Here is an 11,523-nt window from a genome sequence, read left to right as displayed (position 1 = left end):
GGACGGTGTTTGGTGGCGACTTTTTTGCAGCATCCCGCCCGGCGCGGGTTCAGGAGCCGGTATAGCGGCTGGGTCCGGTTTTCGATAGTGCGGCGAGGATCTTGCAACCATCGAAATCCGTGGCATGACCGCATCGCATAGCGAAAGCATCCACCGGCCCGACCGTTTTCCCGAGGGTTCCGCCAAGATTTTTCACGGCCTTTGAGGGCTATCAATCTGCCGGGTAGAAATTTCCGGATTCCGGGCTTTTCATGGAAAATTCGTTCCTTATCGGCTTGGCCGCCGGCCTTTCCAGCGTTGTTATATCAGGTGGCGATCTGCTAGAACGCCGGCACGAACCGATAGTGTCCAGCAGTGAAGCTTGAACCGGGCGGCTGAAAAAGACGCCCGATCCATCTGATGCAAGGTCTGGATGGCACGAGAGAACGCTCACAGTCCATGAACATCGCGCTTACGCATTTGCAGCGGCTCGAGGCCGAATCCATCCACATCTTCCGTGAGGTTGCTGCCTCCTTCTCCAAGCCGGTGATGCTCTATTCCGTCGGCAAGGATTCCTCCGTGCTGATGCATCTGGCGATGAAGGCCTTCTATCCGGCCAAGCCGCCTTTCCCCTTCCTGCATGTCGACACCACCTGGAAGTTCCGCGAGATGATCGCCTTTCGCGATCAGATGGCGCAGAAGCTCGGCTTCGACCTGCTCGTCCACGTCAATGAAGACGGCGTGCGCGACGGCATCAATCCCTTCGACCATGGCTCCAACACCCACACCCATGTGATGAAGACTGTGGCGTTGCGGCAGGCGCTCGACAAATACGGTTTCGACGCCGCCTTCGGCGGAGCGCGGCGCGACGAGGAGAAGTCGCGCGCCAAGGAGCGCATCTTTTCCTTCCGCAACGCCCAGCATGTCTGGGACCCGAAGAACCAGCGGCCGGAAATGTGGAAGATCTTCAACACTCGCATCGCGCCGGGCGAATCGATCCGCGTCTTTCCGCTGTCGAACTGGACCGAACTCGACATCTGGCAGTACATTCTGCAGGAGAACATTCCGATCGTGCCGCTCTATTTCGCCAAGGAGCGGCCGGTGGTCGAACGCGACGGCATGCTGATCCTCAAGGACGATGACCGCATGGCGCTGCGACCCGGCGAGACGGTCGAGAACCGGCTGGTGCGCTTCCGCACGCTCGGCTGCTATCCGCTGACCGGCGCTATCGAATCCGACGCCGACACGCTGGAGGCCATTGTCGGCGAGATGCTGACGGCGCGCACCTCCGAGCGCCAGGGCCGCCTCATCGATCGCGATGAAGCCGGCTCGATGGAAAAGAAGAAGCGCGAGGGGTATTTCTGAGTATGCGCCACATCCTGGCCAAGAGCCTCGCCCCCACCGATGGCATCCGCGAATATATGGCGACACAGGAGAAGAAGTCGCTGCTGCGCTTCCTCACCTGCGGCTCGGTCGACGACGGCAAGTCGACGCTGATCGGCCGCCTTCTGTCCGACACCAAGCAGATCTTCGAGGATCAACTCGCAGCACTCGAGCGCGATTCCCGCAAGCACGGCACCACCGGCGACGACATCGACTTCGCACTTCTGGTCGACGGCCTAGAGGCCGAGCGCGAGCAAGGCATCACCATCGACGTCGCCTACCGCTTCTTCGCCACGCCGAAGCGCAAGTTCATCGTCGCCGACACGCCCGGCCACGAACAATACACCCGCAACATGGCGACCGGCGCTTCGACCGCGGATCTCGCCATCGTGTTGATCGATGCGCGCCAGGGCGTGCTGCGCCAGACCCGGCGCCACTCGATCATAGCCTCGCTGCTCGGCATCCGCCACATCGTGCTGGCCGTCAACAAGATCGATCTCGTCGCTTTCGACCAGGCCGTGTTCGACCGCATCGTCGAGGATTACCGGCAGTTCTCGCATGAACTCGGCTTCCAGACGATCGTGCCGATCCCGATGTCGGCCCGCTACGGCGACAATGTCACCAGCCGCTCGGACAAGACGGCGTGGTATTCCGGCCCGTCGCTGATTGAGCATCTCGAGACCGTGTCGGTCGACGAAGCCGCGGTCGAACTGCCGTTCCGGTTCCCGGTGCAGTATGTCAACCGGCCCAATCTCGACTTCCGCGGCTTTGCCGGCACCATCGCGTCCGGCCAGGTCGCGCCGGGGGACGAGGTGATCGTCGCAAAATCCGGCAAGGCCTCGCGGGTCAAGCGCATCGTCGCGCACGGCGGCGATCTCGCCCAGGCCGTCGCCGGCCAGGCCATCACCCTTGTGCTCGACGACGAGGTCGAGGTCTCCAGAGGCAACTTGCTGGTGTCACCCGCGGCACGGCCTCAGGTCGCCGACCAGTTCGCCGCCAACATCGTCTGGTTCGACGAGGCAGCGCTGTTGCCGGGCCGCTCCTACATTCTGCGCACCGAGACCGACCAGACCAGCGCTACCGTCACCGACCTGAAATACCGCGTCAACGTCAACGACTTCGCCCGTGAGGCGGCAAAGTCGCTTGACATGAACGAAGTCGGCATCTGCAACATCTCGACCCGCGCGCCGATCGCCTTCGACACCTTCGCCGACAACCGCACCACCGGCGCTTTCATCCTGATCGATCGCATCACCAACGCCACGGTCGGCGCCGGCATGATCCTGCATACGTTGCGCCGCGCCGAAAACATCCACTGGCAGTCGCTCGATGTCGGCAAGCGCGGCCGCTCGGACCTGAAAGGCCAGCGCCCCGCCGTGTTCTGGTTCACCGGGCTTTCGGGTTCAGGCAAGTCGACCATCGCCAACCTGCTTGAGAAGAAACTGTTCGCCTCGGGACGCCACACCTACATTCTCGACGGCGACAATGTCCGCCACGGCCTCAACCGTGATCTCGGCTTCACCGATGCCGACCGCGTCGAAAACATCCGCCGCGTCGCCGAAGTGGCCAAGCTGATGGCCGATGCCGGGCTGATCGTCATCGTCTCCTTCATCTCGCCCTTCAGCGCCGAGCGCCGCATGGCGCGCGAGCTGATGGCCGACGGCGAATTCGTCGAGGTGTTCGTCGATACGCCGTTCGAGGAATGCGCCCGGCGCGACCCGAAGGGCCTTTACGCGCGGGCGCTGAATGGCGAGATCAAGAACTTCACCGGCGTCGATTCACCGTATGAAGCCCCGGAAAAACCGGAAATCCATCTTAAGACACTCGGCAAGACGGCCGAGGAGATGGTAGAGGCTCTGGAACACTGGCTGAACGAGCGCGACATTGCTGAAGACCAATACGAAGCCGGCGGCGGCATCTGACGACGAGGTGATGCTGGCCGTATTCGAGCGCCTGGCGCTCGATGCAGGACGCGAGGTGATGCGGGTCTTCAAGGCCGGCTGCGCGGTCGACAAAAAGTCCGACTCCTCGCCGGTGACGGAAGCCGACCGCGAGAGCGAGACGATCATCCTTGCCGGCCTGCGTGCGGCTTATCCCGATATTCCCTGCGTGGCCGAGGAAGAGGTCGCCGCCGGCATCGTGCCGCCTGATCTCGATGGCGCCTTCTTCCTGATCGATCCGCTCGACGGCACCAAGGAATTCGTCAACCGCAGGACCGATTTCACCGTCAACATTGCGCTCATCCGCGACGGGGTGCCGGAAGTCGGCGTCGTCTTCGCGCCCTGTAGCGGGCGGTTCTTCTCCGGACGGCCGGGCAGGGCCGAAGCAATCGAGGTCGATGGCGACTTCCGGATCGTCGGCCGGCGACGGATTTCGGTCAGGACGGCGGTGACGCCGCTCGCCGTAGTGGCCAGCCGCTCGCACAACACACCGGAGACCGAAGCCTTCATCAGGGACCTCGGCGCCGCCGAGATCGTCTCGGTCGGCTCATCGCTGAAATTCTGCCTGCTCGCCGCCGCCGAAGCCGACATCTATCCGCGCTTCGGCCGCACCATGGAATGGGACACCGCGGCCGGCGACGCCGTGCTGCGCGCCGCCGGCGGCATGACACGCACGCTGGACGGCGAGCCGCTCACCTATGGCAAGCGCGAGCAGAGCGACGACGCGGATTTCGCCAACCCGCATTTTATTGCGAGCGGGAAGGCAGCGGAAGCAAACGCGTAATCTCCCCCCTTGAGGGGGAGATGGCCGGCAGGCCAGAGGGGGTCGCCACGCGTGAAGCGCCAACCTCTTTCTGTAGTAAGGAGGCCGAGCCCGGTCGAACCGACCCCCTCTGTCGCCTTCGGCGACATCTCCCCCTCAAGGGGGGAGATCATCTAGTCCTACGCCGCCGCTACATGCGCCGAGTTCGACCCAATATAATTGCGGATCGTCTCGATGATGCGGTCCTGATCGGCTTCGCTGAGATAGGGGTGCATCGGCAGGCACAGGATACGCTTCGGCAGGTCCTCCGACACGGCGAGGCCGGTCGGCGTGCGCGGATAATTCTTGTAGGCGATCTGCTGGTGCAGCGGCTTCACATAATAGATCACCGACGGGATGCCCTTGTCGCCGAGATGCGCGCGCAAGCCGTCGCGCTTCGGCGTCTCGATGGCATATTGCGCCCAGGCTGAGCGGCCGCCACCCAGATTGCGTGACGCCTTGACGATGTCGCCGAGACCTTCGGCATAGCGCTTGGCCACCACCTGGCGGGCGACCATCTCGTCTTCGAGGATGGCAAGCTTCTCGATCAGGATCGCCGCCTGGATCGTGTCGAGGCGTGAATTGATGCCGACGCGTACATTGTCGTACTGCGTTTCGCCCTTGCCGTGGAAGGCAAACGATCTGAGCTGGTCGGCCAGCGCATCGTCATTGGTGAACATCGCGCCGCCATCGCCGTAGCAGCCGAGCGGCTTTGCCGGATAGAAGCTGGTCGAACCGACATGGCCGAAGGCGCCGCACATTGTGCCGTCTGACGAGCCGCCGATCGACTGCGCCGCATCTTCGATCACCAGCAACCCTTCGCGCTTGGCAATCGCCATGATCGCCTCGTAGTCGGCGGCAAGCCCAAACAGGTCGACCGGAATGATCGCCTTCGGCTTCAGCCGGCCTTCCTTCTTGATCATCATGATCGCCGCCTCGAGGCTGGCGATGTCGATGTTGTAGGTCTCGGCGTCGACATCGACAAACACCGGTTCGGCCTTGGCCAAAGCCACCACTTCCGCCGTCGCGGCGAAGGTGAAGCTCGGCACGAACACCGCGTCGCCCGGGCCGATGCCGGCGGCAAACAGCGGCAGCAGCAGCGCGTCGGTGCCATTGGCGCAGGCCACGACATGCTTGGTGCCGACATAGGCGGCGAGCTTGTTTTCGAATTCGGTGACCTGCGGCCCGAGGATATAGCGGCCTTCCTCGACGACATTGTCGATCGCGGCCTTCAGCCGGTCGCGGATACGTTCGCGCTGCGCGCCAAGATCGATGAACTGCATGTCGGCCTCAAAACGGTAATGCGCGCGGTCCAGGGAACAACGATACGCGCAGAAACAACAACTTAACCGGCCCGCTGGTACCAGAGTTGGGCCGGTCGAGAAAGCCGGACCGGCCAGGCGGCCGGCAGCCGAGGTGTCGCAGCCCGTTACCTCAGGTTTTTGCCGCGCTGCAGCAAGATGCCGGAAATCCGGGCTTTCCAGGACGTGACGTGGCTAATTTATCGCGTCTTTCCGGCTCGCGGAAACATAAAGTGATCGGCTCTCATGGGCGGCTAGCGGCCGGATGAAGCATGGATCAGGCGATTTCATGCCGCCAAGGCGGATTGGCGCCGGCTCGTGACACCGTCACCGCCGCCGCCTTGGAACCGAGCGTCAGCGCTTGGCGGATGGCGTCCTCGGAAAGGCCGCCCATCTCAGCCTTGGTGAGCAGGCCTTGCTCGTGCAGCGAGGCCAGAATGCCGGCATTGAAAGTGTCGCCGGCGCCGACCGTGTCGACCACCTCCACCTTCTGCGGCATCACGGTGACCTTGTGCTCGCGGCTGTAGCCGACGGCGCCTTCGCTGCCGTGGGTGACGACGATCAGCTTCGGCCCCCGGTCCAGCCAGTTGCGGATGACGTCCTCATGCGAGCCGGCCTCACCGAACCAGTGCAAATCCTCATCCGACAGTTTCACGATGTCGGCCATCGCCATCATCGAGCGGATGCGGCGGAGATGCCTGGCCTTGTCGGGGATGAAGTTCGGCCGGATGTTGGGATCGAGCATCATGACGCGGCGCTGATGCTCGCGCTTCATGAATTCCTCGTAGGCAGCACCCGCCGGGTCTGAGATCAGGCTGATGGCGCCAAACAGCATGGCTTCGATCTCGGCGCCGAGTTCCGGCAGATCCTCTGTCGTCAGCATGCGCCCGGCGGTGTTCTCGTCATAGAAAGTGTAGGTCGCCTGGCCGTTGGTGAGCCGCACGAAGGCCAGCGTGGTGGGGCGAGGGGAGGTGTGCGCATAGGTGGAGCTGACCTTGCTTGCCCCCAGCGCCTCGCGGAACTGGCCGCCGAACAGATCCGACGACAGGCCGGAAAAGAAGCCCGCGGGGGCGCCGAGGCGGCCAAGCGCGATCGCAGTGTTGAACACCGCACCGCCGACATAGGGCGCAAAGGCCGGCTCGCCCAGCGTCGTGGTGCGCGGCAGCATGTCGATCAGGGCTTCGCCGCAGCAGAGGATCATGTCTCAGGACTTTCCGGCGGATAGATCACGCCTTTGCGGATGATGATGTTGGCGTAGAGCCTGGGCTCACCGGTCGCGACGATCGCATACGCCGACCGGACGCGTGCATAGAAGTCGGCGCCGGCCAGCGCAACCACCTTGCGGCCCGGCGCACGCTTGGTGCAGATCGCCTCGATCTCGCGGTGGACCGGATCGGCAACGGAGGGATCGCCTTTGACCGAGGCGCGAAAAAGCGCTTCCGGCACGAAGTCGTCCACCGGCAGCACGCTCAATATGGCGTCGAGCACCGGTATCAGGTGATGACCGTCGGCTCGTACCAGCCGGTTTGCCTGTTCTTCCGCCGGGTAGTTGCCGTCGACGAGCGCAATTTCGTCGCCATGGCCCATGGCGCGCAAGGTCGCCAGAAGCTCCGGACCGAGCAGCGACGGAATACCGATCAGCATTCAGGTGCTCCTGGAAATCGTGGTCGAACCGATGAGGAAGCGTTCGGACAGCGGCAGGCTGGCGCCACCCAGCGCGCGGGCATGGATGCCGACGGTGCCTTCGCGCACGTCCGGCAGCTTCAGGCCTTCACCGTCGATCGTGCCGATCGTCTGCCTGACGGCATCGACGAGGCGACGCCGTACTGCGAGCGGCATCCAACCATCGATCACCGCGGCCTCGAAATCGATCACCGAGGACGCTGCGACAATGGCGTAGGCAAGCGCTCGCGAGGCGCTGGCGATCCAGTCGTCCAAATCGGCGCCGATGTCGCCCCATTCCTGCGGTGAGGTCCAGAGATAGGAGCCGTCGATGCCGCGCGCGCTGAGCGCCTTTTCCAGCATGGCGATCGAGGCGACGTCGATGAGCTGTGTCGGCTTGCCGTCCGGCCCCGGCACCGGCATCGAGCCCAGCGCCCCGGCATTGCCGGTCGGTCCACCAAAAAGCCGGCCGTTGAGCACGATGCCGCCGCCGGCAAAGGCGCCGATGTAGAAATAGACGAAGTCGCGCACGCCGCCGGTTTGGCCGAACACCAGTTCGGCGCCACAGGCCGACGTCGCGTCGTTCTGCAGATAGACCGGGAATTCGCATTGCGACTGGATGTCGGCGCGGATGTCGCGATGGCGCCATTCGTCCATGATGTCGCGTGGCGCACCCGCCGTATCGGCCCAGTTCCACAGTTCGAACGGCATGGCGATGCCTAGCCCGGCAATGCGCTTATCCTGCGCCGGTGTCAGTTCGGCGCGCATCGTCTTCATGCCAGATGTAACGAACTCCACCGTCTCGCGTGGCGCCGGATAGCGGTAGGAGTGCTGCAGCATCGAGCGCACATGCCCAAGGAAATCGATCAGCACCAGTTCGGCGCTGCGACGGCCGATTTTGAGGCCGATGAAGAATGCGCCTTCGGGGTTCAGCGCCATCGGGATGGAAGGCTGGCCGATCTTGCCGCGCAACGGCGCCTGGCGCACCAGCAGGCTGTCTTCCTCCAGCTCGCGCATGATGACCGACACGGTCTGCGCCGAAAGCCCGGTCATGCGCGCAATGTCTGATTTGGCCAGGCTGCCATGCTGGCGCACCAACGACAGCACCAGCCGCTCATTGTGGTCGCGCATGCCGCTCTGGTTGGTGCCGCGGTGCAGGCGGCTGTCAGCCGCCTCGGGCGAACCGTGCCTTGCAGTGCCGGTTTCCACCCTTATTCCTCCCGTTGTTTCCCCTCACTGCTTTTGGGTTAGAATGAGTGAACGGTGCAACTGTGTCAATAATAAATAAGAGTGATTTAATTATTGACAGCCCCGGCCGACTGGTGTCTTTTGAGGGCGCGTCCACACTGGGAGAACTTCAGTGGATGCGCCCGAGATGCCGGTTGGCGGCATCCGCATGGTTCCATGGGAGGAAGATCGTGACCAAAGCATTATTGAAGTCCACCGTGTTCGCCGCGGCGGGCCTCGGCCTGATGGCCTTTGCCTCTACGGCATCTGCCGCCGGCGTCGGCGCTTGCCTGATTACCAAGACCGACACCAACCCCTTCTTCGTCAAGATGAAGGAGGGCGCGACCGCTAAAGCCAAGGAGATCGGCGTCGACCTCAAGTCCTATGCCGGCAAAGCGGAAGGCGACAACGAAGGCCAGGTTGCGGCAATCGAATCCTGCATCGCCGATGGCGCCAAGGGCATTCTGATCACCGCGACCGATACGGCGGCTATCGTGCCGGCGGTGAAGAAGGCACGTGACGCAGGAGTGCTTGTGATTGCTCTGGATACGCAGCTTGAGCCTGCCGACGCCGCCGATGCGACCTTTGCCACCGACAATTTCAAGGCCGGCGAGCTTATCGGCTCTTGGGCCAAGGCGACGCTGGGCGACAAGGCCAAGGATGCCCATATCGCCTATATGGATCTGATCGCCAGCCAGCCCTCAGTCGACGTGCAACGCGATCAGGGCTTCATGAAGGGCTTCGGCATCGACCTTGGCGACCCCAAGAAAATCGGCGACGAAACGGATGCACGCAATGTCTGCCACGATCTGTCGAGCGGCAACGAGGATGGCGGCCACACCGCCATGGAGAACTGCCTGCAGAAGGATCCGGATATCAACGTGGTCTACACCATCAATGAACCGGCGGCCGCCGGTGCCTATCAGGCGCTGAAGGCAGTCGGCAAGGAGAAGGACGTGCTGATCGTCTCGGTCGACGGCGGCTGCCCCGGCGTCAAGAACGTTGCCGAGGGTGTGATCGGAGCCACCTCCCAGCAATATCCGCTGCTGATGGCCTCCCTCGGCATTGAGGCGATCAAAGCATTTGCCGATAGTGGCAAAAAGCCCGAACCGTCGCCGGGCCTGAATTTCTACAACACCGGCGTGACGCTGATCACCGACAAGCCTGCAGCCGGCATCGAGTCCATCGACACCAAGGCAGGGCTCGCCAAGTGCTGGGGTTGATTTGAACCTCCGATCGGCTCAATCTTGAGACAACGATAAGAAGAGAATTGCGCGAGGTGGCCACAGCCGCCTCGCGCAAAAGGCGGGGAGGCCGTTTTGAGCGTTGAAACCACCAAGGCCAGCGGACCACAGGAGTTCGAAAAGACTTTGGCCGCAAGCGACACCAGCGTCGCTTCCTTCGACACCCATTCGCGCACGCCGCTGGAGAGTATCCAGCACCGGCTGCACAAAAGCCCGGCCATGGTGCCGTTGATCATCCTGTTGCTTTCGGTGATCCTGTTTGCCATCGTCGTCGGCGGGCGTTTCTTTTCTCCGTTCACGCTGACGCTGATCCTGCAACAGGTGGCGATCACCGGCATGGTGGGCATCGCCCAGACGCTCGTGGTGCTCACAGCCGGCATCGACCTGTCCGTCGGCGCCATCATGGTGCTAAGTTCGGTCGTGATGGGTCAGTTCGCCATGCACTACGGCGTCCCGGCCCCGGTCGCCGTCGCAGTCGGGCTTCTCGTCGGCGCGCTGTGCGGCTTCATCAACGGCGTCCTCATCGCCAGGGTGAAGTTGCCGCCCTTCATCGTGACGCTCGGCACATGGTCGATCTATGCGGCCATCAATTTCATCTACTCCGGAAACGAGACCATCCGCAGCCAGGATCTCGAAACGACTGCGCCGCTCCTGCAGTTCTTCGGCGGCTCGTTCAAGGTTGGCGGCGCGGTGTTCACCTATGGCGTGCTGCTGATGCTGATCATGGCGGCGATCGCCTGGTACGTGCTCAACCATACCGCCTGGGGACGGCATGTCTATGCAGTAGGCGACGATCCGGAGGCGGCCGAACTGTCGGGTGTTCGGGTCGACCGGATGCTGCTCGCGGTCTATACGCTCACGGGCATCATCTGCGCCATTGCCGGCTGGGCCTTGATTGGGCGCATCGGATCGGTTTCGCCACAAGCAGGTCAGTTCGAGAACATCAACTCGATCACCGCCGTGGTGATCGGCGGCACCTCGCTATTCGGTGGGCGCGGTTCCATTCTCGGGACCATCTTCGGCGCACTTATCGTCGGCGTGTTTGCGCTCGGCCTGAGGCTCTGGGGCACGGATCCGCAATGGACGCAATTGTCCGTCGGCGCCCTTATCATCGTGGCGGTTGGCATCGACCAGTGGATCAGGAAGATATCGGCATGACCCAGGCTCAGGACCCTATTCTCACCGCCCGCGGGCTCGTCAAACGCTATGGCCGCGTCACCGCCTTGGACAACGCCGACTTCGACCTCTATCCGGGCGAAATCCTTGCCGTCATCGGCGACAACGGCGCCGGCAAGTCGTCGCTGATCAAGGCGATTTCCGGTGCGGTCACGCCCGACGAGGGCGAGATCCGCCTCGATGGCAAACCTATCGCTTTTAAGTCGCCGATGGAGGCTCGCGAAGCAGGCATCGAGACCGTCTATCAGAATCTGGCGCTTTCGCCGGCGCTGTCCATCGCCGACAACATGTTCCTCGGCCGCGAAATCCGCAAACAGGGCTTCCTGGGACAATGGATGCGCATGCTCGACCGTCCGGCAATGGAAAAGCGCGCCCGCGACAAGCTCACCGAACTGGGCCTGATGACCATCCAGAACATCAGCCAGGCGGTGGAGACGCTCTCGGGCGGTCAGCGCCAGGGCGTGGCGGTGGCACGCGCCGCCGCCTTCGGCTCGAAGATGGTGATCATGGACGAGCCGACCGCAGCCCTTGGCGTCAAGGAGAGCCGTCGCGTGCTCGAGCTGATCCTGGACGTCAAGAAACGCGGGCTGCCGATCGTGCTGATCTCGCACAACATGCCGCATGTCTTCGAAGTCGCCGACCGCATCCACATCCATCGGCTGGGACGTCGCCTCTGCGTCATCGATCCCAAGCAATATACGATGTCGGATGCCGTGGCTTTCATGACGGGAGCCAAGGTTCCGCCGGAGGCGGCGCTCGCGGCCTGATCCGCTCGACGGATAAATTGCCGCAGGGGCAACCGGCGGCAT

Annotated in this window: 10 protein-coding genes; 6 read left to right on the top strand and 4 right to left on the bottom strand. The window is 63.1% G+C overall.

Features of this window, described 5'->3' with window-relative positions; genetic code table 11:
- The first annotated feature begins 438 nt into the window (after positions 1–438).
- From cysD to cysQ, 3 genes are read left to right on the top strand one after another with little or no spacing between them, the layout of a single operon-like run.
- On the top strand, positions 439–1,344 hold the full coding sequence (gene cysD, locus AC1D1N_RS15975; RefSeq protein WP_142866696.1) for a sulfate adenylyltransferase subunit CysD: 906 nt from the start codon (positions 439–441) through the stop codon (positions 1,342–1,344).
- A gap of 2 nt (positions 1,345–1,346) precedes the next feature.
- Positions 1,347–3,284, top strand: coding sequence for a sulfate adenylyltransferase subunit CysN (cysN, locus tag AC1D1N_RS15970; RefSeq protein WP_477349630.1), 1,938 nt, complete (start codon positions 1,347–1,349; stop codon positions 3,282–3,284).
- A gap of 10 nt (positions 3,285–3,294) precedes the next feature.
- Positions 3,295–4,086: a 3'(2'),5'-bisphosphate nucleotidase CysQ gene (cysQ, locus tag AC1D1N_RS15965; RefSeq protein WP_477350088.1), complete on the top strand. Its 792-nt coding sequence runs from the start codon at positions 3,295–3,297 to the stop codon at positions 4,084–4,086.
- A gap of 158 nt (positions 4,087–4,244) precedes the next feature.
- Here the strand turns inward: cysQ and AC1D1N_RS15960 are convergent, their stop codons facing one another.
- The 4 genes from AC1D1N_RS15960 to AC1D1N_RS15945 form a co-directional block, all read right to left on the bottom strand.
- Positions 4,245–5,387 (bottom strand): DegT/DnrJ/EryC1/StrS family aminotransferase, encoded by a 1,143-nt coding sequence (locus tag AC1D1N_RS15960; protein WP_477349628.1) that lies wholly within the window; start codon positions 5,385–5,387, stop codon positions 4,245–4,247.
- 295 nt (positions 5,388–5,682) lie between these two features.
- On the bottom strand, positions 5,683–6,606 hold the full coding sequence (locus tag AC1D1N_RS15955) for a carbohydrate kinase family protein (RefSeq protein ID WP_203278001.1): 924 nt from the start codon (positions 6,604–6,606) through the stop codon (positions 5,683–5,685).
- Positions 6,603–7,049, bottom strand: coding sequence for an RbsD/FucU family protein (locus tag AC1D1N_RS15950; RefSeq protein WP_192256452.1), 447 nt, complete (start codon positions 7,047–7,049; stop codon positions 6,603–6,605). Before AC1D1N_RS15950 ends, AC1D1N_RS15955 begins: the two co-directional genes overlap by 4 nt.
- The gene (locus AC1D1N_RS15945) at positions 7,050–8,276 is read right to left on the bottom strand and encodes an ROK family transcriptional regulator (protein ID WP_112564057.1); all 1,227 of its coding nucleotides are present in this window, start codon (positions 8,274–8,276) and stop codon (positions 7,050–7,052) included. It abuts the gene before it with no gap.
- A gap of 263 nt (positions 8,277–8,539) precedes the next feature.
- Here AC1D1N_RS15945 and AC1D1N_RS15940 point away from each other — a divergent pair, with 263 nt between their 5' ends.
- The 3 genes from AC1D1N_RS15940 (at position 8,540) to AC1D1N_RS15930 (ending at position 11,481) form a co-directional block, all read left to right on the top strand.
- Positions 8,540–9,517 carry a sugar ABC transporter substrate-binding protein gene (locus AC1D1N_RS15940; RefSeq protein WP_246501755.1) on the top strand — a complete coding sequence of 326 codons (978 nt, stop codon included), beginning with the start codon at positions 8,540–8,542 and terminating at the stop codon, positions 9,515–9,517.
- Between the two features lie 96 nt (positions 9,518–9,613).
- Positions 9,614–10,696: an ABC transporter permease gene (locus AC1D1N_RS15935; protein ID WP_436258953.1), complete on the top strand. Its 1,083-nt coding sequence runs from the start codon at positions 9,614–9,616 to the stop codon at positions 10,694–10,696.
- Positions 10,693–11,481 (top strand): ATP-binding cassette domain-containing protein, encoded by a 789-nt coding sequence (locus AC1D1N_RS15930; protein WP_192256459.1) that lies wholly within the window; start codon positions 10,693–10,695, stop codon positions 11,479–11,481. The genes AC1D1N_RS15935 and AC1D1N_RS15930 overlap by 4 nt, the downstream gene beginning before the upstream one ends.
- Positions 11,482–11,523 lie beyond the last annotated feature (42 nt).

This window comes from Mesorhizobium sp. P2_B5, assembly GCF_056404775.1.
The sequence above is the reverse complement of the archived record's forward strand: the minus strand, read 5'-3'. Positions and strand labels throughout refer to the sequence as shown.

Excerpts from the sequence above, each read along its gene's own strand:
- cysD (WP_142866696.1), top strand. The coding sequence starts at position 439 with ATGAACATCGCGCTTACGCATTTGCAGCGGCTCGAGGCCGAATCCATC.
- cysN (WP_477349630.1), top strand. The coding sequence starts at position 1,347 with ATGCGCCACATCCTGGCCAAGAGCCTCGCCCCCACCGATGGCATCCGC.
- cysQ (WP_477350088.1), top strand. The coding sequence starts at position 3,295 with ATGCTGGCCGTATTCGAGCGCCTGGCGCTCGATGCAGGACGCGAGGTG.
- AC1D1N_RS15960 (WP_477349628.1), bottom strand. The coding sequence starts at position 5,387 with ATGCAGTTCATCGATCTTGGCGCGCAGCGCGAACGTATCCGCGACCGG.
- AC1D1N_RS15955 (WP_203278001.1), bottom strand. The coding sequence starts at position 6,606 with ATGATCCTCTGCTGCGGCGAAGCCCTGATCGACATGCTGCCGCGCACC.
- AC1D1N_RS15950 (WP_192256452.1), bottom strand. The coding sequence starts at position 7,049 with ATGCTGATCGGTATTCCGTCGCTGCTCGGTCCGGAGCTTCTGGCGACC.
- AC1D1N_RS15940 (WP_246501755.1), top strand. The coding sequence starts at position 8,540 with ATGGCCTTTGCCTCTACGGCATCTGCCGCCGGCGTCGGCGCTTGCCTG.
- AC1D1N_RS15930 (WP_192256459.1), top strand. The coding sequence starts at position 10,693 with ATGACCCAGGCTCAGGACCCTATTCTCACCGCCCGCGGGCTCGTCAAA.